The organism is Spirosoma aerolatum (assembly GCF_002056795.1).
GTDB lineage: Bacteria > Bacteroidota > Bacteroidia > Cytophagales > Spirosomataceae > Spirosoma > Spirosoma aerolatum.
Window position 1 is genome coordinate 1,727,941 of record NZ_CP020104.1, and the last position, 24,010, is coordinate 1,751,950.

17 protein-coding genes are annotated in these 24,010 nt (G+C 48.1%); 12 read left to right on the forward strand and 5 right to left on the reverse strand.

Going from position 1 to position 24,010, the window contains the following annotated elements; translation table 11 throughout:
• Positions 1 to 28: 28 nt before the first annotated feature.
• The 3 genes from B5M13_RS07030 to B5M13_RS07040 all read right to left on the reverse strand — a co-directional run bounded on the left by B5M13_RS07030 (position 29) and on the right by B5M13_RS07040 (position 4,051).
• Positions 29 to 2,155: a xanthine dehydrogenase family protein molybdopterin-binding subunit gene (locus B5M13_RS07030; RefSeq protein WP_080055003.1), complete on the reverse strand. Its 2,127-nt coding sequence runs from the start codon at positions 2,153 to 2,155 to the stop codon at positions 29 to 31.
• Positions 2,156 to 2,243: 88 nt separating this feature from the next.
• Positions 2,244 to 3,251 carry an FAD binding domain-containing protein gene (locus B5M13_RS07035; RefSeq protein ID WP_080055004.1) on the reverse strand — a complete coding sequence of 336 codons (1,008 nt, stop codon included), beginning with the start codon at positions 3,249 to 3,251 and terminating at the stop codon, positions 2,244 to 2,246.
• A 17-nt stretch (positions 3,252 to 3,268) separates the two neighbouring features.
• A complete protein-coding gene (locus B5M13_RS07040) occupies positions 3,269 to 4,051 on the reverse strand; it encodes a 2Fe-2S iron-sulfur cluster-binding protein (RefSeq protein WP_080055005.1) in 783 nt (260 codons plus the stop codon).
• 218 nt (positions 4,052 to 4,269) lie between these two features.
• Between B5M13_RS07040 and B5M13_RS07045 the strand changes: the two genes are divergently transcribed.
• Positions 4,270 to 6,324 carry a glycoside hydrolase family 127 protein gene (locus B5M13_RS07045; protein ID WP_080055006.1) on the forward strand — a complete coding sequence of 685 codons (2,055 nt, stop codon included), beginning with the start codon at positions 4,270 to 4,272 and terminating at the stop codon, positions 6,322 to 6,324.
• 86 nt (positions 6,325 to 6,410) lie between these two features.
• On the opposite strand, the gene B5M13_RS07050 is transcribed toward B5M13_RS07045, so the two are convergent.
• Positions 6,411 to 6,635, reverse strand: coding sequence for a hypothetical protein (locus B5M13_RS07050; protein WP_080055007.1), 225 nt, complete (start codon positions 6,633 to 6,635; stop codon positions 6,411 to 6,413).
• 501 nt (positions 6,636 to 7,136) lie between these two features.
• On the opposite strand from B5M13_RS07050, the gene B5M13_RS07055 reads away from it, so the two are divergent.
• The 10 genes from B5M13_RS07055 (at position 7,137) to B5M13_RS07095 (ending at position 20,739) form a co-directional block, all read left to right on the forward strand.
• Positions 7,137 to 8,276, forward strand: coding sequence for a sensor histidine kinase (locus tag B5M13_RS07055; RefSeq protein ID WP_080055008.1), 1,140 nt, complete (start codon positions 7,137 to 7,139; stop codon positions 8,274 to 8,276).
• Positions 8,273 to 9,037: a LytR/AlgR family response regulator transcription factor gene (locus B5M13_RS07060; protein ID WP_080055009.1), complete on the forward strand. Its 765-nt coding sequence runs from the start codon at positions 8,273 to 8,275 to the stop codon at positions 9,035 to 9,037. The genes B5M13_RS07055 and B5M13_RS07060 overlap by 4 nt, the downstream gene beginning before the upstream one ends.
• Before the next feature lie 183 nt (positions 9,038 to 9,220).
• Positions 9,221 to 9,475: a hypothetical protein gene (locus B5M13_RS07065; RefSeq protein WP_080055010.1), complete on the forward strand. Its 255-nt coding sequence runs from the start codon at positions 9,221 to 9,223 to the stop codon at positions 9,473 to 9,475.
• 422 nt (positions 9,476 to 9,897) lie between these two features.
• Positions 9,898 to 10,938, forward strand: a complete 1,041-nt coding sequence (locus B5M13_RS07070) for a sugar phosphate isomerase/epimerase family protein (RefSeq protein WP_080055011.1) — start codon at positions 9,898 to 9,900, stop codon at positions 10,936 to 10,938.
• 884 nt (positions 10,939 to 11,822) lie between these two features.
• On the forward strand, positions 11,823 to 12,041 hold the full coding sequence (locus B5M13_RS33340) for a hypothetical protein (protein ID WP_155297203.1): 219 nt from the start codon (positions 11,823 to 11,825) through the stop codon (positions 12,039 to 12,041).
• A 198-nt stretch (positions 12,042 to 12,239) separates the two neighbouring features.
• Positions 12,240 to 12,977 carry an SDR family oxidoreductase gene (locus tag B5M13_RS07075; protein ID WP_080055012.1) on the forward strand — a complete coding sequence of 246 codons (738 nt, stop codon included), beginning with the start codon at positions 12,240 to 12,242 and terminating at the stop codon, positions 12,975 to 12,977.
• A gap of 196 nt (positions 12,978 to 13,173) precedes the next feature.
• Complete coding sequence (locus tag B5M13_RS07080) at positions 13,174 to 14,064, forward strand: helix-turn-helix domain-containing protein (protein ID WP_245859826.1); 891 nt, start codon at positions 13,174 to 13,176, stop codon at positions 14,062 to 14,064.
• Between the two features lie 274 nt (positions 14,065 to 14,338).
• Positions 14,339 to 15,226, forward strand: a complete 888-nt coding sequence (locus B5M13_RS07085; protein ID WP_080055014.1) for an alpha/beta hydrolase — start codon at positions 14,339 to 14,341, stop codon at positions 15,224 to 15,226.
• A gap of 130 nt (positions 15,227 to 15,356) precedes the next feature.
• Complete coding sequence (locus B5M13_RS07090) at positions 15,357 to 17,363, forward strand: glycoside hydrolase family 3 protein (RefSeq protein WP_080055015.1); 2,007 nt, start codon at positions 15,357 to 15,359, stop codon at positions 17,361 to 17,363.
• A gap of 79 nt (positions 17,364 to 17,442) precedes the next feature.
• Entirely contained in the window at positions 17,443 to 20,739 is a 3,297-nt protein-coding gene (locus B5M13_RS07095; RefSeq protein ID WP_080055016.1) for a glycosyl hydrolase, read from the forward strand.
• 60 nt (positions 20,740 to 20,799) lie between these two features.
• On the opposite strand, the gene B5M13_RS07100 is transcribed toward B5M13_RS07095, so the two are convergent.
• Positions 20,800 to 21,369, reverse strand: a complete 570-nt coding sequence (locus B5M13_RS07100) for an RNA polymerase sigma factor (protein WP_080055017.1) — start codon at positions 21,367 to 21,369, stop codon at positions 20,800 to 20,802.
• A gap of 515 nt (positions 21,370 to 21,884) precedes the next feature.
• Between B5M13_RS07100 and B5M13_RS07105 the strand changes: the two genes are divergently transcribed.
• Entirely contained in the window at positions 21,885 to 23,879 is a 1,995-nt protein-coding gene (locus tag B5M13_RS07105) for a tetratricopeptide repeat-containing sensor histidine kinase (protein WP_080055018.1), read from the forward strand.
• Positions 23,880 to 24,010 lie beyond the last annotated feature (131 nt).

The window sequence follows — 24,010 nt, forward strand, 5'->3', positions numbered from 1 at the left end:
CATCACGATCTCATCAAAGTCCGGCTTCTTACAGTACCTTATCGGGCGTAATGGGTAACTCCCGAACCCGTTTGCCGGTGGCGTTGAAAACAGCGTTGGCTACAGCGGCTGCCACGCCCACAATCCCCACTTCGCCAATGCCTTTCACTCCCAGCGTGTTGACTTGTTTATCGTTCTCATTAATAAAGATAGCGTCCAGATGGCCTATGTCGAGGTTGGCCGGGACGTGATAATCGGCTAATGAACGGGTTACGAAATTGCCCCAGCGCGGATCAACAACCGACTCTTCCGTCAGGGCCATGCCGATGCCCCAGACGTTGCCACCGATGATCTGCGAACGAGCCGTTTTGGGATTCAGAATCTTTCCCGCCCCCGTTACGGCCAGAAACCGATTGACACGTATCATACCTGTCGATTTGTTAACGGCCACCTCCGCAAAATTGGCGTTAAAACTATGAGCTGAAAAGTCTTCGGCATTTTCGGGTGGCTTGCTGTCAACGCGTGTCTGGTAGTCGCTCAATTTCTCGGATCGCATCAACTGTGCGGCTGTCGGACGAACAAAAAATTGCTTGCCCGATTTGGTCAGTAGCTCCTGCGTAATCTTCTCACAGGCATCATTCACCGCGTTGGCGTAGCTGGCAGCGCCCACCGAACCTACAGCCCCCGCAGCGGGAGGCAGATCGGAATCGCCAATTTTTACCTTCACATGCTGAACGGCTAATCCCAACGCATCGGCGGCCGTTTGCGTCAGGATGGTGTACGTGCCCGTACCCAGATCGGCAGCCGCCAGTTCAATAGTGGCGGTTACGGTTTCACCCGCTCGGGTTAGCTTGACGGAAGCCGAGGTTGGACGCTGATGAGCCGGGTATGTTCCGGCCGATACACCATACCCAATCCAGTAATTGCCCTGTGAATTCTGGCGGGGTTCGGGTTTGCGTTTTTCCCACCCAAAGGCTTTTGCTCCTTCGCGCAGACATTGTACTGTAGTCCGTGACGACCAGGGCTTGCCATTGGATGGATCGCGTTCCGGTTCGTTTTTAATTCGAAACGCAATCGGGTCCATTTTCAGCTTATAGGCTAGCTCGTCCATCGCTGATTCGAGGGCAAAACTGCCGGTCGATTTGCCGGGGCCACGGGTGTAGGTCGGTACAATCAGATTCATGGGCGCTACCCGATACGTGATGAGCGAGTTGGGTGTGTCGTACATGATTTTTGAGCAGTCTCCACAGGGCTCGACAAACTCATCGTTGATGGCGCAGTGCGTTGTAATCTCATGGGCCAGAGCCGTTAGCTTGCCATCGGCAGTAGCTGCCAGACTCACTTTCTGGCGATTGTGTTGCCGTAGGCCTACGGAGTTGACCATCTGCTGACGAGTAAGCGCAAGCTTGACCGGACGATTGACCTGTTTAGCCGCTACAGCCGCCAGCGCCAGATTTGCCCATTGTCCCCCCTTCGAGCCAAACCCACCCCCAATGTAGGGCGATACGATACGCACCTGATCGGGCTTCAGATTCAGGGTAGCGGCTGCTGCACTTTGCGCACCGTTTACAATCTGGGCACTGCTGTATAAGGTCACCTTGTCGCCGTCCCATTCGGCAATAGCCGCGTGGGGTTCCATGGGGTGATGGTGTTCGATGGGCGTTTCATAGACCTCTTCGACTTTGTAAGTAGCCTGGCCGAGTGCAGCCTGTACATCGCCCCGTTTGGCATCGGCTTTCTCTTTATCCTTTGGCATGCGAGCCTGATCGGCTACTTTATCGAAGTCGACTTTGGGCTCTTTTTTGTCATACGTAACGTTGATGAGCCGCGAGGCATAGCGTGCCTGCTCGAACGTTTCGGCCACTACGATGCCAATATTTTGCCCAAAGAACTCAACCGCTGGACTTTGCAGCAGAGCTCCTCCGCGCAATCCGCCCTTGACGTTTAGTTTTGGCGCGTTCTTGTGGGTGATAACGGCCAGTACACCGGGTGCTTTTTCGGCGCTAGTACTGTCGATCTCCCGAATGGTTCCAGCAGCAATGGTACTTTTGAACAGAATGGCATAGGCCGGATTTGTTACCGGATGATCCATCGAATACGGCGCTTTGCCGGTTACCTTGGCTATACCATCGATACGACTAATCGGGGAGCCGACTGCTTTATTCGTGTCCTTCATGAGATTGTTGATTGCTTCGTGGTCATTGATTGAAAAAAACGAATGGCCACCAATGAGGTCGTAGGTAATTGACGATCAATGACTAATATTATATTTTGCCGCCTTTCATGGCCATTTGTAGAGCCAGAACGATACTCCGGTTGCCGAGCTCTACTTTGAACGCATTGTGGGCCAGGGGTTTGGCTTCGGCCATGACAGCGTCAGCCGCCTGTTTGAAATTCGCTTCGGTTGCTTCCTTGCCTACCAGCATCGTTTCTGCTTTCAGGGCTCGCCAGGGCTTGTGAGCTACGCCACCCATCGCAATACGGGCCTGCTTAATGGTGTTGCCTTCTGTTTCCAAAGCGGCTGCAACCGATACCAGCGCAAAGGCATAGGAGGCCCGGTCACGAACTTTGAGGTAGTACGATTTATCTGCGAATCGATTCTGAGGCAATTCAATCGCTGTGATCAGTTCACCATGTACCAAGTTCGTATCTTTTTCAGGCTGGTTATCGGGTAGTCGATGAAAATCCAAAATAGGAATCCGTCGTTCCTGACCACCTGCATTTCGAACAATGATCACTGCATCCAGAGCCGCCAGCGCTACGGCCATATCGGAGGGATAAACAGCTACGCATTGGTCTGACCAGCCAAAAATGGCGTGCATCCGGTTTATGCCGTCTTTGGCTCCACAGCCTGTTCCCGGCTCACGTTTGTTGCAAGGCATAGCCACTTCATAGAAGTAGGGGCAGCGCGTTCGTTGCAGCAGGTTGCCTCCGTTGGTTGCCATGTTTCGTAGTTGCCCCGATGCACCTGCCAGAATCGCCTGGGTTAGCAATGGGTAATGCTGGCGAATCAATGGATGGTTGGCTGCATCGGTGTTTTTACCCAGTCCGCCAAGGGTAACTCCATCTTTATTGGTCCCACTGGCAATGGATTTAATATCGGTTAGGCCTAGTTCGGAAATGTCGATCAGGGTGCTGGGGCGTTCTACATCTTCCTTCATCAGATCCAGCAAATTAGTACCACCAGCGAGGAATCTGGCGTTCGGATTCTGGCTCAGCAGCCTGATGGCCGATGTAACATCGGTGGCTCGGGTATAGGTAAAAGGTCGCATTGGATTGAGGTCAAGTATTAAACCGAGCGGAAAATCTGTTCGACAGGCTTACCATTATAAACTTCCTGAATTGCAGCCACTATATTCGGGTAGGCTCCACATCGGCAGATATTTCCCGACATCCGCTCCCGAATTTCTTCGTTTGATAGTTTCGCCGGACCTGTTGTTTGGCGAACGTTTTCGGTGACGTAACTAACCTGGCCTTTCTTCGCTTCATCCAGCATGGCGACAGCTGAACAAATCTGACCGGGCGTACAGAAACCACATTGAAATCCGTCGTGCTTCAGAAAGGCTTCCTGCATGGGATGTAACTTATCGTTCTGGGCCAGGCCCTCAATGGTCTGTACGGTTTTGCCTTCGCAGGAGGCCGTCAGCGTCAGGCAGGATAGCACCCGATGCCCATTCACCATCACCGTACAGGCTCCGCATTGGCCGTGGTCGCAACCTTTTTTTGAGCCAGTCAGGTCCAGCCGTTCGCGTAGCGCATCCAGTAACGTCATGCGCGAATCGACGGTGAGTTTTCGGGCTGTACCGTTGACCTTAAACGATACATTGACCGCGTTATCGAGGCTGACCGGGGCCAGTTCAGTTGGTGAAGGAGCGTTTGATGGACGAGTCAATAGCTGTTCGGCTACGGCCGATTGAGCTGCCAGGATTCCACCGCCGGCCAGCGTCATGAGTTTGAGGAAATGCCGACGATTGACACCTGTATCGAGAATTTCGTTCAGGTCTTCGGGCATCAGGTCAGCAAACAGTCGCTTTTCGTCTTCTGTCAGTTCGGGAGATTCGTGTTCATCCATCAGAATTGGATCGTTAGGGAGTTGGTATCGGCCATTTCGTTGGGTTAGAACCAGGGCTCAGATGATCAACGACTAAAACCCACCGTTAGGGTATATTGTTCTACTCGTTTATCAGGTTGGCAATGGCAGATATATCTACCCGTCGGTTATTAGAAATCGAGCGGTACGTGCATTTTACAGATGGCTACTCAATCCAGTGTAGCCTAAGCTCCTGACCTATGAAACGGACCATCCCAATTGAGTCGATTCGGAATGTGGCAGCCTCGTTGCTGATGCTGTCGGTGAATGTGTCGTTTGCCCAGTCGGCAAGCCATACCCTTCGCATTATTCATCCCTTAAGTCTGGAACAGGTTCGGGTCAATGACCAGTTCTGGAGTCCCAAACTAAAGGTCTGGGATTCGAAAACGGTGTACGATGTGTTTGACAAACTGGAAGGTAAATACGAACCGGACCGAAAAGACTTGATTGACGAAAAAGCGAAGCTGGGCCGGACCCGGAATGCCTTTTTAAATTTCGATTGGGTAGCTCAGGGAAAGAAAAATACAGGTGAGCACGATGGTCCGCCCTGGTACGATGGGTTAGTCTACGAAACCATCCGAGGAGCCGCCGATTTGCTGGTCGAATACCCTGACCCTAAGCTGGAACAAAAAATAGATGGCTACATTGATCGCATTGCGGCTGCGCAGGCGGCTGACCCTGACGGCTATCTTAACACCTACACAACGTTGGTAAAACCTGATCAACGGTGGGGAACCAACGGGGGCGACGATAAGTGGCAACACGATATTTACAATGCCGGGATGCTCATCGAAGCGGCAGTCCATTATTACAAAGCAACCGGCAAAATGAAGCTGCTGGATGTAGCCACCAGGTTTAGTAATTATATCTACCAGCAAATTGGCCCGGCTCCCAAAGCAAACGTCATTCCAGGACATGGCGGTCCCGAAGAGGCTATTCTGAAACTGTATTGGTTGTTTCGGGATGAACCGGCGTTGAAGGCAAAAATGAGCGTTCCGGTCGATGCGAACCACTACTACACCATGGCTCGGTTCTGGATCGAAAACAGAGGCAATTATGGTGAGAAAGATGGTAGCCATGCCCGTAAAAGCGACGAGTCGTATAATCAGGACCACATGTCGGTTTTTAGCCAAAAAACCATCGAAGGACATGCTGTGCGGGCTACCTTACTGGCAACGGGGGTGGCGGCAACGGCTTTGGAAAATAAGGACGATCGATATGTTGAAACCGCCAACAATTATTGGGACAATATGATTGGCAAACGGATGTTCATTACCGGGGGCGAGGGCGCCATAGCCGATGGCGAACGATTTGGGGCCAATCATTTCCTGCCCGAATCGGCCTATCTGGAGTCCTGTGCGGCCATAGGTTCAGCCTTTTTCAGCCAGCGGATGAATCAACTGGAAGCCGACGGCAAATATATCGATGAACTGGAACGGGTGCTGTATAACAATCTGCTGTCGAGTGTGTCGCTCGATGGGAGCCATTATTTTTACGAGAATCCGCTGGTTGCCAGTGATCACAAACGCTGGGCATGGCACAGTTGCCCCTGTTGCCCACCCATGCTTCTGAAAATGGTATCGGCCATGCCTGGATTTATTTATGCGTACGACAACGATGCCATTTATGTGAACCTCTTTATTGGTAGTCAGGCAACCATCAATCAGACGGGCAATACGATCCGCATCCGACAGATGACCCAGTATCCCTGGAAAGGTGAATCGCTCATTGAAGTCGACCCAACGTCGAGTAAGGCATTTACTGTGAATGTACGCATTCCCGGTTGGGCGCATAGCGTCGAGAACCCATTCGGCCTATACCACTCGAAGGTGAGCGAACCAATTGTACTTAAAGTGAACGGCAAATCCATACCCGTGAACCCGAAAAATGGGTATGCCGCTATTCGCAGAACCTGGAAAAAAGGGGATCGGATCGAACTGAGTCTACCCATGCAGCCCAGGGTCGTTACCCCCAATGATTCGATACAAACCATTAAAGGGAAAGTAGCCCTGGCGTCGGGTCCTATTATTTATGGAGTTGAAGGTGTCGACAATGCCGCGTTAAACGAGTATGTTCTGCCAGCTAATACCCCGCTCAAACTGACCTATAAGCCTAATCTGTTAAATGGCGTTAATGTTATTACAGGAGGAGCAATGGATAAATCGGCGAAAGCGGTACAGTTTACGGCGGTTCCGTTTTATACATTCGGGAACCGGGGTGTTTATCCGTATCGAGTTTGGTTGCCGAAACAGTAGATCCCGACTCGTAGGCTGATTATGCCATACAGCGTTTATAATCAATCGGGCCGATTATAAAAAGCTACATGTTGCCAGTTAAGGGACTAGGCATCCAGATGCCAGGCGCGGTTTGTGATTGACTTGGCCCAATCGGGTAGCTTATGATAGTCTGTATAGCCGCAAAAGGCCGTTCGGGTTGTTTCTTTCAGGTCGCCACATCGCTCGCAGTAGAGCTTGACGGTTTCCACAAACGTCTGGCTATGCCGACCCGACGAGAAGTAGTACGAATCGGTTTGATAATGTTGAAATTTGTGTGCTTTGCAAACCATAAACGATTGAGCTGATTGAACCCGGCACAAGTGTCAAAATGACCCTGTATACCGTATCCTTCCAGCGCAAAACCAGTGCCAGAAATGTGGCCTGGCGTGGCCGATTCTTGCAGAAAAATTCACAGAATTGGATTGGGTCAGGCAAAGCAGCATGGATGAACGAATGAAACGCAGGTATCGTTTACTTAGCGATTACTCCATTGAGTAAGTAATGTTAGGTAGTTAGAAACGCCCAGCCCTCAGGATTGGGCGTTTTTTGTTGATCTTAGCCATGAAAAGCGTGACCTGCCAGCAGACTTTCTTAAGTGCCTCAACGTTGGGAGTCAGTAGGGCTTATCAATCAGGCATAAGCCCTGTGTTGGTAGGGTCAGGGTCGGATTTAGCGGCTGAAATCCTGCCTTCAACCGGCGCAACCCGTCATTAGTCATCTTTTTTTTTCAGGCTTACAGAAAGGTCATAAACTTATGCGCCCTTTGGACTATAGCTTCATTACAAATACCTGTGAACGAATCCGAACGTAGGGTCAATTCTGCTGGTAATTATCTTACCAACCGCCAACGATGGCAACTGGCAACAACTGTGTTTGCTATTTACTGGCCCATCCGGCTTTATGTGGCGGTTAATCACTTTTCGCTCGCCCTTCTGGAACGGATATGGCCATTCTGGATCATGGAAATAACGGTTACAATTCTTTTTTTCGGGTTGTGGCTCACCGTGACCGACTGGTTTCAGCAACGGATTTTTAAGCTGTTTCACAAAGGATTTCTGATCGAATTTGACCTGCCAGCGCAACTGATTACGTTGTTTGTGGCGGGCGGATTGGCTGTCCTGTTTAATATGGGCTTTTTTCGACTGTGGCTGGCAATGGCCGAGTTCGAGCCGATTCGCCTTACAACATCTACGCACATGCTGGCAACTGTGCAGAAAGTAAATCGGCCTAGATATCCTAGTCAGGAGCAGAAGTTTTATAATGGCCTAACCATCATGGCTATGCTGGCGGCTTTTTACCTGGCCGCCAATCGACGAGGGCATCAGCAGCTTGAAGACATCCGGGTGAAAGCTGAACAACTTAAACAGGAAGCCGCTCAGGCACAGTTCGTGGCCCTCAAAAACCAGGTTAACCCCCATTTTCTGTTCAATAGTTTTAGTATTCTGTCGTCACTGATTGCCGTAAATCCCAAACTATCTATCCAGTTTGTGGGACAACTGGCTAAATCGTATCGATATGTGCTGGATCAGTATGAGGCTCAATGTGTAAATCTTCAGGACGAACTGGAGTTTTTGAAAGCCTATACGTTTTTGCTGCAAATACGATTTGGCGACAAGTTCCGCGTTGTAACCGACATTCCTTCAGAAAAGGTGTCTGCATTTCGAATTGCTCCCCTTACGCTTCAGTTGTTGATTGAAAATGCGGTGAAGCACAATCGGATGTCGGCCGAAGAGCCGCTTCTTGTTACACTGGCTATTCAGCAGGATTATATCTGTGTAACGAATGCAATTCGACTGCGACCCAAAACGGAAACGTCGACGGGAGTGGGTCTGAAAAATATTACCAAACGCTATCAGCTTCTGACCAATCGACCGGTACTGATCGATGACCAGGCTGATGTGTTTACGGTTAAAATTCCATTGCTCGAATGAATGTATTAATTATTGAAGATGAGCCACTAACGGCCCAGCGGCTGGAAATTCTTTTGTTTGAGTACGACCCACAGATTCGGGTGCTGGCTCAACTGCCGTCGGTGTCGAAAGCAGTCCGGTGGTTCAACGATCCATTGTCGGCTGAACCTGAGTTGATTTTTCTGGATATTCATCTGGAAGATGATCTGGGATTTAACCTTATCAAAGAATTGAATCTAACGATCCCGATCATCTTTACCACCGCTTTTGATGAGTATGCGTTACAGGCCTTCAAGGCAAATAGCATTGATTATCTGTTAAAGCCCATCGAAAGTGATGAACTGGCTGCAGCTATTGATAAATTTAAAATGGTTCGACAGGCATCCGCAACGATGAATACGACTGCACTCAATCAGTTGATCAAAAAGCTGGAGACGCCCACCTATCGCGATCGGTTTATGGTGAGTGTAGGCCCTCGATTGCGAAGCATTCGAATTGAGGAAATTGCCTATTTCTTTTTTGAAGAAAAAGCTACTTACGTGATGCCGCATACGGGTGTGCCGGTGTCGATCGACTATAGTCTGGATAAACTGGGTCAACTGGTCGATCCCGATCAGTTTTTTCGCGTCAATCGGTCCTATCTGGTTAGTGCTTCCGGAATCAAGTCGGTATATGCGTATTCGGGTAGTAAACTGAAGGTAGAACTGGCCCCACAGCCCCGGCAGGAGGTATTTGTCAGTATTGATCGGGTAACGAGTTTTAAAGAATGGATGGGTAAATGAACCATTTTTATGGCTGTTTCTATGCCGATTTAACCCCGGAAATCCTTCGTCTATCCCAGCAAACCCGTCATTAGTCATCTTTTTTTTAGAGGCCGGATAGCAACCTGTGAACTTTGACTCAATCTCTGATTCGATGGAATTGTCCAGATGACCAGAGAGGCTATTCAACGTTCTATCCAGGTTATGACTTACTATTTCTATACGTATTACCGTAATCCTAAAATTACACTTCATCGGGCCGATTGCGGCTTTTGTAAGAAAGGCAAGGGGATGCAAACTGCACGCTCGCATAACGGAACCGGCCGCTGGCGAGGTAGCTATTCGCAATTTGAGCAGGCTGTCGAAGCAGCCCGGCTCCTCAGCGAGCAGATGGGCGTAGAACCCACCTATTGCCAGCGATGCTTACCCGATCAGGGAAGTGTATCGCTCAAAAACTAAGGGTACTGCTTATCCGAACACCAACGGCTAAAGCCTGAACTTACTGAGTTTATTCAGGAAAGTTCAGGCTTTGTTGTTTATCGATCGAAACGGCTCATTGATCGGTGTTTACTAGCCAATCATCTATACGGTTTGTGCATTCGATTGAAAAAGTATTGCTTTAGTTATGCGTTCCTGCCCGAATGATGAGGTGATACCTGCAATGGCTGGTGTTCATTACCTGATAAAAGCATACTGTTTGTCCGGAGGTATTTTTAGCCTCAGCAGCACAGAGCCTCAGTCGATAGGTAGTGTTATACCCTGGTTCTAACGGATAGCCTAAAAGGAGCATAGCAAGGTCGTCGACTTAATTAAAACTAGTTGCACAGTAAATAAAGCCTCTGTTTTCTTTTTCTTTCAAAGCCGTTAACCGATTGTTAATCATGAAAAATCAGTCAACCCGTCGTCAGTTTTTAGGAGCCGCAGCTACGCTTGTTGCAGGGGCTACTGTTGGTAGTAATCGTTTGTTTGGGGCTCCGGCTCTTATACGTAGCCTGGGAGATAAGCCTAATTCCCTGATCGATGGTGTACAGATCGGGACCATTACGTATTCGTTTCGGGATATGCCCGACCAAAGTGCCGAAGCTACGCTCCAATATGTGCTGGATTCCGGGATAAGTGCCATTGAATTGATGGGCGGACCAGCCGAATCGTTTGCGGGTGCTCCAAAAAATACCCTTGATATGCGGTCTATTTTCCCACTAATGCGGAAACGTGCCGAGAAACAGGAACTTACCGAAGATGAGCAGAAAAAACTGGCTGAGTTCGATGCGCAGCGAAAAGCGTATCAGGCCGAAGTAGCCAAGTGGCGGCTTTCGGCACCCATGGCTAAGTTTGAGCAATTACGGAAAATGTATAACCAAGCTGGAGTGAAAATTTATGGCTTCAAGCCTGATGCTTTTGGTATGCAAAATTCCGATGCAGAAATTGAATACGGTATGAGAGCAGCTAAGTTGTTGGGTGCCAATCAGGTAACGCTCGAGCATCCTGCTAATGACGCTCACACGCTGAGATTAGGCAAACTGGCCGAAAAACATGGTATAAAAGTCGGGTATCACGGGCATGAGCAGCAAACGCCAACGTTCTGGGATACTGCCCTGGCTCAATCCCCCGCCAATGCCATTAACTTCGATCTGGGCCATTACGTGGCAGCTGGTAACCCTGATCCCTTGATCTTCCTGAAGCAAAAGCATGACCGAATTGCGAGTATGCACATCAAAGACCGCCAAACGGCCGATCATGGTAAAGGGAATCTGGCCTGGGGGCAGGGCGACACGCCGTTACGGCAGGTATTACAATTGATGCGTGAGCAAAAGTACTCCTTCCCGGCAGCTGTTGAGCTGGAATACAAAATTCCAGAGGGCTCAAACTCTGTGAAAGAAGTGAAAAAATGCGTTGAGTATTGCCGGAACGCACTGAGCTAGTTCTAGTGAGTGTTGCATACTACATAGCCCCAATAAAGTCGACTTTATTGGGGCTATTTGGTTTTATAGAAGCCCCCAATCGCTACACGTTTCTAACCGGATAATTGAAAGGCTACACGACAGGGTTAGTCACTAGCTGATTAGATAACTTATTCATAACTTACTTTATCGATACCATTCGTGTTTTTGATACCTAGATAGGGTTTGGGGTTAATATGATACATTTTGTTACTTTTTTAAAAAGTCAAGTCAAACACATACTAGCATTTGTATAGAGCCGTTTACTTGTACTTTATGAAATCATTTTTGTTGTTTTTGCTATTCTGGGTGCGGTTCGGCATTTATCTACCTGTAATCGTCCTGCTATTTTTTATACTGCTTATTCGGGCTTTACGCATTCTGACCTCCAACGAGCCAGCATGATATTGGCAAAGCTTGTATGAATTATCCTGGTTTTTGTTTAGTTTAGCATCTATCAAGCTGATAACGACTAGTTTCTCCATACCATGAAGCGTAAAAACTGGCTACCCCTGCCTGGCCCCTGGACCGTCGTCCTGTTGATCTCCCTCGCCCTGTTCTATTTTTTCATTTCCTTTTTGCTAAAACTGTTCTAGGTCAGATAAAGTAATTTTATCAATTGGTTGTTTATTTAAATTTCGGTAACTTTTAGTGGTTGAAATTTGAAATATTAGTTTCATTTGATATGTTCGTGCGAAACTCTTAATCGTCAACGTATTATGAAACGCTCTCTTCCAAAGCGAAAGCTTCGTTTTGATCCCTGGCTTCTGGTCATCGCTTTCTCGATCACGCTTTTCTGGTACATCGCCAGCAAATACTTAGAGTAGCAGCACTTACGTCCACCCAGACCATTTCGGTACAGGCTCTTGACAAGAGCTACTGGAAAACTACTTTATGCCTGTCTCTATGGTAAAGGCCCTTCGGTCGGTGGAGGAAATCTACGCGTGACTGACTTCGACGATAAAACTTGGATTTACGGTACGTTCATCGTTCAGCCAGCGGGTAGGTTCGACATGGCGCAGTCGAGTAATCTGCTGGGTACGGTCGATATTCGGGATGTATTCCGCGTCCGACGGACCCATTGATCGGCCGCTAGCATTGCCAGGAGCGTTTCATTGATTTTCCGCTGCTTCCTATTTCAGTCGGTTCATCAAACAGAAAACAGCGTTAGCCCGGCGGATCATCGGACAATGACCCGTGAAATGTACCAGTAATACCGAAGAATGTGTTTCAACTGTCTGTGAGGTGCGCTGTAGCTTTGCCCCATCATAAACAGATGAACCATGAAAACAGTACTGATTACTGGTGCGAACAAAAGCATCGGTTTTGAAACTGCCCGGCAGTTGTTACAAAAAGGTTACTACGTTTACCTGGGTAGTCGTGACCCTCAAAAAGGCGAACAGGCAGTTGAGCAATTAAAGTCGGAAGGATGGGACAGCGTCGAGCCAATCACGATTGATGTTGATAATCCTGACTCTCTAAAGGCCGCTCGTGCGGCATTGGGACAGAAGATTAAGGTTTTGGACGTTCTTATCAATAATGCCGGCATCAGTGGTGGTTTTCCTCAAACAGCCCTGAACACAGATATCAGTGTATTCAGACAGGTGTTTGAAACCAACGTATTTGGCGTTGTCAGCACCACACAGGTTTTTATCGACTTGCTGAAAGCATCGCCAGAGCCTAGGATTGTCAACGTTACGTCGGGTCTGGGGTCGCTCACGCTGCACAGCGACCCTAACTGGAAGTATTATCATGTAAAAGGGGCTTGTTACCCAGCTTCTAAAGCCGCCCTGAATGCCTATACCATTGTACTGGCCTATGAACTGCGCGACACACCATTTAAGGTCAATGCAGTCGATCCAGGGTATACCGCTACCGACTTCAATCACCACCGTGGGCCGGGTACTGTGGCTGATGCAGCCGCCCGATTGGTAAAAGCAGCTACGCTAGAATCAGACGCGCCAACAGGGCAGTTTTTTAGTGACGACAATGACCCTGATACAGGAATAAGTCCCTGGTAATGGCTTTGTTATGAAAGACTTATGTGCCCTGGCCAGGTTAGGAAAACATAAGGGCACCGCTTTATCGTTCTTCCTTGTATTTTTACATACCGGCGGATTAGGAATACACTATATAGTTTCGTCCGATGAAACTGGTCAATACAGGTAAGCCAGTGAAAATGTGTGCAATATGGCTGAGCATCCATTCAGAAATTTAATGCCCCTTTCCCCTAAGGAGTTGAGCCTACACCATTTTGGGGCCGAAGGGGTATTAAATCTGTCTGATTTTCAGTTGTTATTTCACATCAATCGGATTGAAGATGTAGTTGCGAAAATCAAATTTCCGCTTGCACCACATCGCAAAACGGTTTATGATTTTATCTTTCTGGCCGAAGGAACAACGGCCCGTAGCAAAGACCTATATCGATTTGAATTTGGACGTAATACCTTCTTTTTCTTGCCCGCCTTACAGATTTCAGCTCATGAGTATATGAGCGCGGATGCAAAAGGCTTTTTTTGTCACTTTGATGCCGACCTGATCAATGCCATCTTTCCGAAGGCCCCCTTCTATGATACGTTCCCGTTTTGGCAGTTTTCGGCTAATCCACTTGTTACGGTAAATGATACCCTGCGTGAGCCGATTCTGAATATTCTGAATCGGCTTCTTGATGAGTATGAATCCAACCCGTCGCCCAATATGACTATTTTGGGGGCTTATTTATTCACCCTCTTTACGGAACTAAGCACGGTAAACCCAACGCCCATCGTAGCCACACAACACTCAGCGCTGCGCTTTACGGAGAAGTATACGAATCTGCTATCCCGTTATATCTATAGCCATCATAAGGTAACGGACTATGCTTCGATGATGGCCATTACAGCGGATCACCTGAATAAATGCGTTAAATCGACATTGGGCAAAACAGCACAGGAATTACTAGCCGATATGATCATATTGGAAGCGAAAGTTTTGTTAAAGCAAACGGTTCTGTCGGTCAGTGAGATAGCTTTCAAATTTTCAGAAACAAATCCCAGTGACTTCGCCCGCTTTTTTAAAGCTAAAACGGGTTTGACGCCTAAAGAATACCGCCGTCAGGCTATTAGCTAATTGGTCGTTGGCTTTACGGTTTTAACTACTCCTACATAATCAGGATTGAGAATTGCCGGATTTTGCATGGTTTGCCTCGTATTGTGCTAATTTTTCCGGCTATCATTCTATTAGCTTTGTCCGATTTCGTCGATCTAAATCAGCGTGGTTGATAATAACTGCAGGTAGAAGCGAGCGTACTTTCTTTTGATGAATTATATAGTTTAACTGAGCACACCTAATTAGGGCTTTGGTCGGTGGCCAAAGCCCTAATTACATTCTCCATTTAGCCACTATGATCCGTTTCTCTATTCTAGCCTGTGTCTGTCTAGTTATTAACACAGTCATTGTGAGCGCCCAGCAGGTTTTCAAACTCTACGAAGGCAGGCCCAAGGGTTCCGAAAGCTGGACATGGAACGAGGGAACGAGCACGAATAAAGAGGTGGTGTACAACGTGTCGGAAGCGACCTTAACGGCTTATTTGCCGCCTAAAGAAGCCGCGAACGGTACCGCCGTCATCGTAGCACCGGGAGGAGCTTTTCATATTCTGAGCATCAACAACGAAGGTGTCGATGTTGCCAAATGGCTCAACAGCAAAGGTATAGCGGCTTTTGTACTTAAATATCGGGTTGTACATAGCTTGACCGATGATCCGGTCAAGGAATTGATGCCCAAAATGCAGGATTTCAAGAAGCTGGACGAAGAAAACGCGCCCGTTATACCACTGGCGATGGCCGATGGCCTTACAGCCGTAAATTATGTACGCGATCACGCCAAGGGCCTCAACATCGACCCGCAAAAGATTGGGTTTATGGGATTTTCGGCAGGTGGGACGTTGACCATGTCGGTTGTGTACAACGCTACTGACAAGAATCGCCCCAACTTTGTAGCGCCTATTTATGCCTACGAACCCGCTGTTATTGGCTCGACGATTCCAACAGCTAAAACGCCCATTTTTATCGTAGTAGCTGGAGACGACCAGTTGAACATGATGCCCATGAGCATCAGCATCTACAAAAAATGGTTCGATGCCGGTCAACCTGCCGAGCTACATATCTATGAAAAAGGTGGTCACGGCTTTGGCATGCGGAAGCAGAATCTCCCGGTCGATACGTGGTATGAACGTTTTGGCGATTGGCTTAGCTTTCAGGGTTTCATGAAAACTCCTGAAAGTCGGCATTAACTATACCCATTACACTGGGGAGGGGAGCCTATCTTCCTGACCTAGTGCAGAAATTGCGGGCTTTTGCACAACTATTCTTTAGATGATTGAGCGTCAACTGTCTTACAGTAAAGAACTCTAAATCCAATCCATGAACTATCTATCGCTGAGTATAATTACCGGCATTCTCTTTACGACCTGTGTGGTTGCCCAAACCCCCAAGCAGCCCATGCTGGGTAAGCGCAGTGTGGCATTACTGAATAGTAACGCGTTACAATTCAAGGATCTTAACAAAAACGGTAAGCTTGATCCGTACGAAGACTGGCGATTGCCGGTAGAGAAACGGGTCAATGACCTGGTGGCGCAGATGACGCTGGAAGAGAAGATTGGTTTCATGCTCATCAGTACTACACGTATGGCGGGCGACTATTCTTTCCAGCAAAATGCGCCGAAGGCCGAAATAAGCAGTGGGTTCAATGAGGAAGACCTGGTGCAGCCCAACAATATGTTTACCCGTAAGCCTTTGCCCGTGCCCATGCTGTCGGCGGCTGGTACTACGAAAGGGGTAACCCAATTTCACCTGCGTCATTTCATTCTGCGGGCAAATCCATCGGCACGCACCATAGCCGAGTGGTCGAACAACTTACAGGCTCTGTGCGAAACTACACGACTGGGAATTCCGGCCATTGTGGCCTCCAACCCCAGAAATCATGTGACCATCGATGCCTCAATTGGGTTGAGTGTGGGCACAACGGCTTTTTCGAAATGGCCGGGCGAGCTTGGTCTTGCCGCCATGCGTGATCTGAAACTAACCCGCGAATTTGCGCAGATTGCGGCTCAGGAATGGGCCTCTGTCGGGCTTCGGAAAGGGTATATGTACATGGCCGATCTGGCTACGGAACCCCGCTGGCAACGCATCGAAGGTACGTTTGGCGAAGACGCCGACCTGACTGCCAGTATGATCCGGGAAATCGTGCTGGGTTTTCAGGGGACTGCCCTCAATCCGTTGTCGGTTGCCATGACAACCAAACATTTTCCGGGTGGAGGACCTCAGGTAGATGGACAGGACTCGCATTTCGACTGGGGGAAGTTTGCCCATTATCCAGGCGGTATGTTCGACTATCATGTTAAGCCTTTCAAAGCGGCTATCGATGCCGGTACATCGGCCATAATGCCGTATTACTCAGCGCCCAAAGGCAACGGTTTTGAAGAGGTTGGTTTCTCCTATAATAAGGCCATCATTCAGGATTTACTGCGAAAAAAGCTGGGTTTCAAGGGAATCATCAATTCTGATACCGGCCCCATCGATATGATGCCCTGGGGGGTAGAGAACCTGACGCTACAGCAACGATACCAAAAAGCGCTGGATGCCGGTGTCGATATTTTTTCAGGAACGGCCGACCCAACGGTACTACTCGAAACGGCCAGAAAAGGGCTGGTCTCCGAAGCCCGAATTAATGAATCGGTTAGCCGCCTGTTGCGCGAAAAATTCCTGCTGGGCTTGTTTGAAAACCCTTATGTAGACGTTGACAGAGCCGTACAACTGGTTGGTAGCGAACCGTTGCAGAAAAAGGCCGACCTGGCGCATCGTAAGTCGATTGTGCTGCTACAGAATGACGCAAAACAGTTACCCATACAGGCCAAAACGAAGGTTTATTTTGAAACATACTATGATAACGGCCGGGGTGGCAATGCGGTGCATGTCCATAAGCCAGCCCAGTCGAACAGTAATCTTGAATTTGTGTCGTCGAAAGACGAAGCCGATGTGGTACTGCTTTGGTTGATTCCTACGGGTGGAAGTTTGTTTACGGCGGCCGGGAAACCCATTGAGTTGCGTTTGTCGAGACACCATGTCGATATGAACCATGTCAATGAGCTACTGAAAAGCAAACCGACTGTTCTGGCTATTAATTTTTCGAGCCCGTGGGTACTCGACGAACTGGATGTATCGGCTGCTAAAACCGTATTGGCTACCTTCGGCACTACGCCCGATGCCCTGCTGGATGTGGTTCGGGGCGTGTATAAACCAACGGGCAAATTGCCGTTTACGATTCCGGCTTCTGAAAAAGCGGTTGCCGAAAACAAGTCTGACGTTCCTGGCTTTCAGGAAGGTGGCAACTACGCCCGGTTCCGATTTGGTCATGGCTTAAGTTATTAGTTATCTTATTGAGAATGAGTAATTTGACGAAGTCGCCTTGTTCATGCTGCATGATTCTTTCTCCTTTCCTTCCTGATTTATGAAATACATACTTGCTTCATTTCTATCAATGACTGTGCTGTATAGCATGGGGCAAACTTCGCTGCAACAAGGTTTTCAGACCCCGCCCGATGCGGCTAAGCCCCGTGTCTGGTGGCACTGGATGAATGGGAACATCACCAAAGAAGGCATTACCAAAGATCTGGAATGGATGAAGCGAGTCGGTATCGGGGGCTTTCAAAACTTCGACGCCAGTTTGTTTACCCCCGTAGTAGTTCCCAAAAAACTGGTGTTTATGACACCCGAGTGGAAAGATGCATTCCGCCACACAACCGAAACGGCTAAACGGCTTCAACTCGAAATGGCCATTGCCGGTTCGCCGGGCTGGAGTGTTACGGGAGGGCCCTGGGTAGCGCCCAAAGATGGGATGAAAAAGTACGTCTGGACCGAAACGCGGCTGGAAGGTGGTAAAGCCTTTTCCGGAAAATTACCACAACCGCCAGATATAGCCGGGAAATTCCAGAATGTGCCGCTGGCTTCGTCCAGTCTGATGGGGGGAGCCCCGAAAGCGATACCCCATTATTACGCCGATGCCGCTGTTATTGCCTATCGCTTACCCGAAGCCGAGAAAACACTGGCAGCATTAAACCCCAAAATTACGTCGAGTGGTGGGACATTTACACTGGCCGACCTTACGGATGGTGATTTGGCTAAAACGACGCTGCTACCGCCAAAGGAAATTGGTGAGGATATGTGGATTCAGTTTGAATTCGATCAGCCCCAGACGTTTAAAGCGTTTACCATTGTGGGGGCACCCGCAGCCGGTGAACTGGCCGAATTCAGAGGTATGCCCGACAACCGGAGCCTGAAAGTAAGCGACGATGGGGTTAACTTCCGGGATGTGGTGATCATCCGAGGAAGCACCGTTCCGCAGAGTACGATGGGAATTTTGCCCACCACGGCTAAAGTGTTCCGGTTTACCTTTAAGACGGAGAAGCCGGAAGGTAACCCCTTTGGCGAGATGTTCGGCGGTAGTTCGCAACCAGGTAAACCCCAGGGTGTACCCGTAGCCGAACTGGTGCTGCACAATACAAATCGGGTGGATCTGTTTGAACAAAAAGCCGGGTTTGCTGCCTGGAAAGAAACTACTCATTCGCTCGTAAAAAATGATAACGATGCCATCCCAACGACGAATGTACTAGACATTTCTTCGAAAATGGCAGCCGATGGAACCCTGAACTGGACGCCACCGGTTGGCAACTGGATCGTTGTGCGATTGGGTTATTCCATCACAGGTCGGGAAAATCATCCGGCCTCTCCCGAAGCTACCGGCCTTGAAGTCGACAAGCTGGATAAAGAAGCCGTCAGGAAGTACATCAATACGTACCTGGATATGTATAAGGAGGCTACGGGTGGGCAAATGGGCAATCAGGGCTTGCAGTATATGGTGCTGGATAGCTACGAAGCTGGTCATATGACCTGGACACAGGATATGCCCGCTGAGTTTCAGAAACGGCGGGGGTATAGCCTTACGCCCTGGTTGCCGGTATTGACGGGAAGGGTGATTGAGAGTGCTGAAGCCAGTGAGAAATTTTTGTGGGATTTCCGCAAAACGATCGGTGAACTCATTGTCGAAAGCCATTACGAGGTGATCGGGGAAGAACTGAACAAACGGGGCATGAAACGGTACACCGAGTCGCACGAAAACGGCCGGATTTACCTGGCAGATGGCATGGATGTGAAGCGAAAGGCGGAGATTCCCATGTCGGCTATGTGGACGCCCGGAAGTCTGGCGGGTGGAAACGACGAGGAAGTGCGTAGCGAAGCCGACATTCGTGAAGCTGCTTCGGTAGCCCATATTTATGGTAAACCGTTTGTGGCAGCCGAGTCGATGACATCGGTCCGGGATGCCTTTAGCTGGCACCCCGAAAAACTAAAGCGAACAGCTGATCTTGAGATGGCTTCGGGGCTGAATCGGTTTGTAATTCATACGTCTGTACACCAGCCGCTGGACGATAAAAAGCCCGGTTTTTCACTCGGCCCTTTTGGGCAGTACTTTACCCGTCAGGAAACCTGGGCCGAGCAGGCGAAAGCCTGGACCGATTATCTGAGCCGTAGCTGTTATATGCTGCAACAAGGAAAGCCCGTTGTCGATGTGTTGTATTATTATGGCGAAAACTACAATGTCACCCAGGCATTTGCCGATAAATTACCGGCTGTCCCATCTGGCTATGAATTTGATTTTGCCAATTCGACCGTTGTCAAAGAAGCCTTACAGGTCAAGGGCGGCAATATTATTACAACGGGTGGCCAGCAGTACCGTGTTCTGGCTCTTGATGCATCGGCTAAAACCATGACCTTGCCCGTATTGAAAAAGTTGGGCGAACTGGTTAAAGCCGGTATGAAGGTGGTGGGAGCAAAACCGGAGCGTTCACCCAGTTTTAGCGATAATCCTGCTGAATTTAATGCATTGGCTAGCCAAATCTGGCGCTATCCAACCGTATCGACTAAGCCATTGAACGATGCGCTGGCTGGATTGGGTATACAAAAGGACGTAGACGTTGTCGGGGCAAACGCAAAGATTCTGTACGTACATCGCCAATTGGGAAATGCAGATATATACTGGCTCGACAACCGCAGCGATGCTTCCAATGAGGCTACAATCAGTTTCCATGTTGTGGGTAAAGTGCCCGAGCTATGGTATCCACAAACGGGAAAAACCGAGAAAGTTTCGTACCAGATCAAAGACGGCCGGACTACCGTTCCGCTTAAGTTTGAGTCCTGGGAAGCTTACTTCATCGTATTCCGGGATAAAGCCACGGCAACGACCTATACCAAACCTGCCGCTACAACCACTGAAGTGGCGCAGATCAACAGCCCATGGACCGTACGTTTCCAGGCGGGTAGGGGCGCACCTGAACAGGCAACATTCGCTAAGCTGACTTCGTGGACCGAGCAGGCCGATGCCGGAATCAAGTATTTTTCGGGTACCGCCGAGTACGAAAATACCGTTGAGTTACCCGCTTTATCGAAGAACGAACACTATATGATCGACCTAGGTGATGTGAAGAACATAGCTGAATTGGTCGTCAACGGAAAAAATATGGGTATCCTCTGGAAAAAACCATTTCGGATGGACATCACTGAAGCTGTAAAACCGGGAAACAATACGATTCAGGTGAAGGTGACCAATCTGTGGGTAAACCGATTGATTGGCGATGCGCAGCCTGGCGTAACTAGCAAAATTACGTTTACTACGATGCCGTTCTACCGGGCCAACTCCCCTTTACTGCCATCGGGCCTGCTGGGTAGTGTGAGGATATTATCGATTAAATAAGCCAATGAGCCGAATCCGATTCGGCTCATTGGCTATAAGCTCATAGCCAACGCTGGCTTACTAATCAGCCCAATCCATTTCACCGACAACCTGTTGGTATCTCTTATATATTGTTCTTCGATTTCGTAATAGCCGCATTTTCACTGCGCTCAACTTCAGGTTCATCTGACGGGCAATTGCTTCAAGCTTAACACCCTGTTGATAATGTAACCGCAACATCTGCTGGTCAATTTCCGACAGGTTGCCAATCAGTTGATCTAAAATCGTTAGTTTATCATCTAATGTACTGCTTTCTCCTTCACTATAGTCCATCCCCAAGTCGAGCGAAAAGAGTTGGTGTCTTTTTCGTTTCTCCACACGCAGTTGATCCACACAATAATTATGCGCAATGGAATAAAGCCAGGTATATATATCGGAACGTTGCTTAAAACTATCCAATTTTAAAAATACCTTGATAAAAATGTCCTGCGTATAATCCTGCGCGATTATTGGATTGTTGGTCATCGTCAGGCATTTCTGGTATACCTTTTCTATGTATTGCTGGTAAATGTCATCAAACGAACTTGACGTTGGTGTGTTAGCGCCTTGCGACCTTACAAGAAGGGAAGAGAATTGATTGGATTTCATCATTTTGTTACGGAACTAGTGTATCAACTAATCGATCAGGGTTAAAAGGGACGGGTCATATTAGTCGGACCAACGAGGCTGTTTACTCTGCATTAATAGGTTGGATGGCCAGTGTCTTTACATTCATCATATGATCTGCTTCAGAGATTAGATGTTGACCAGCAGAATTATACTGGCAAAAAAGAGTTCATCAAGTTATCGGCTTTGCCCAAGTGCCATCGGTTAGTAAGCGATAAAGCACTAAAGGTTAATATGTTTAATCCAAAATTAGGCCACAAGGATACATATCTGCTTTTAGCGGCTTTTTTGGTACACGAATGACTTTTTTTGTACATGAACGGACTTTTTTGTGTTTTTTAGCACCGATGCGATGACGTTCTATCAGAATGCGAGTCTTATAGTAATTGCGGTAAGCCATGTAATGGCAAAAAAATTGACGAGGGTTTTCGCGCTTCCTAATGAATCGGGCAAGTAAATCCTGGTCTCGGTAAGTCTTTATCAATCAGCTTGTTTCTTTTATGAATCTTGCCGTCCCTTTCCTCTTTAAAACCATCGGAATCGCTTTTTGCCTGTGCTGGGTATTCCTGGCGGGTAGCACGTATGCTCAGGGGTTACGTTTTGCCGATACATATCCTGTCAATAATTCGGATAGTGTGGAACGATGGGTAGCTCAGCATCAAGAACTTTCTCAGGATCGTTTGAAGAACCTAATCAGGCTGGAACGTACCTATTCCTGGAATTTTCTGAATAAACTTGGCAGCCATTTGCCTGAAATTAAGCGCTATGCCGATTCCCAGAAGAGTGGAATAGCCAGAGCTGCTTATGATTATATACTTGCCTGGAAGTATCTTAACGAAGATCGACGTAATCAAACAGCGTTGTATGCCAATCGAGCTCTCAACGAATTTGTTCGTTTGAGTGACGAATCAGGTCAGTTACATGCGTATAGCTTACTTGTAATGGTCAATTCAACACCACTTGGTTTTAAAGTGGCCTCTAGTAACAAACGGAGTCTGGCCTATTTGGGTAATATGGAGAACATCCTGGCCAGAACCAACGATGGGCATGATTTTCTAACATTACAGTTGACGTATACTCGCTACCAGTATGGACAAGGGCAAATTGGCAGTAAAGGCGATACACTGCTGAAAATAGTCGAGAGAGCAATTGGACGTATCAACCAAAATCAGGTCTATTCGTATGCTGCCTACCGATTCAGGCGGCAAAAAGCGATCAGTTATTATTTGCTTGGCGAGCCAATGAGGTCTTATGAACTAAACAGGCAGATTCTAACCCACTTACAACCAGATCAAGTCATAGAAAAAGCGTATACACAATATAATCTAGTTCTGGATTGCTACCTACTTAAGCGAACGGAAGAAGGAATTGCGCTTTGCCAGCAAGCCCTGGCTTTATTCTCTAAATACCAGCCTTCGAATTATAGCCAGTTGGCTGCTACTTATACAAAATACCGCGCCTTACTTCAGCAGAAAGGTGATTATGCCGGGGCCGACCTACTGTCAGATAGTATCCGGGTGATCAGTAACCTGATCACGACGGCTCAGAATGATAAAAAAATGCTTGAGCTGGAAGCCCGATACGAGACGGAGCGGAAACAACAACAGATTCACTATTTAGAAACAATGCAACAGCAGACCCGGCAGTGGTTGATCATCGCTATTGTGGGGTTACTCATTGTTGGGGCTCTTTCTTACAAGCTCTTTCGGGCAAATCGGCAGCTTACAAAGCTTACAGAGGCCAGAGAGCACTTCTTTGGTATCATAGCCCATGACTTGCGTCGACCCTTATTTGCGTTTCAGGGCATGAACGAGCTAGTGAGTTATAATCTGCAAAAGCAAAATTATGGCGCTATTGAGCAATTATCGAAAGCAATCGACGAAGCTGGTTTTAGTATCCAGTCCATGCTTGATAATTTGCTGAAGTGGGCACTTAGTCAGCGGGAGGCTTTGCCGTATAATCCTCAGAAGCTCTATGTGCATCCTAAATTAGAAGAAGTTGCACGAGTCTTTAGAGGGCTACCCAGCAAGCATCCGTTACATTTTTCAATTAGCTGCCCTGATTCACTACAGGTCTATGTCGACCCGAACGGACTTGAACTTATTTTACGGAATTTATTGGCAAATGCGTATAAAGCGATGGATACCCTGACGGGATATATTCGTTTGGAAGCTGAGGCTTACGACGATGCTCAGGTTAGTATTCGAATCAGCGATTCAGGAATTGGCATGAGTTCAGAAACATTACTGGCCGTGCAAAAAGCCTTGCGTTACCCTTTTGACGTGCATGGTGATGAAGCCCGTTTGGGCTTAGGGCTGGTACTGGTTAGTCAGTTTACAGCCAAAAATATGGGACGTATAACCGTTGAAAGCTCGTTGGGAGCTGGTACTTCATTCACATTAGTGTTTCCTGTTGATAAACCTGCTACAAAAAGTAAAGTGCCGTTGCTAATGCTTGGGCATTTAACGGACAAAAGAGTTGCTCACCAGTTTTGAATTATACTTGCTTCTGGTAAGATATGCCTTGACAGATAATCCTATTAGTGAAGTTAAACGAATTGCCTGGTGGTTTGCAATGCATGGGGTTGTCTTCCCATAATCTTTTGCGTACCTCCCGTTTCCCTCCC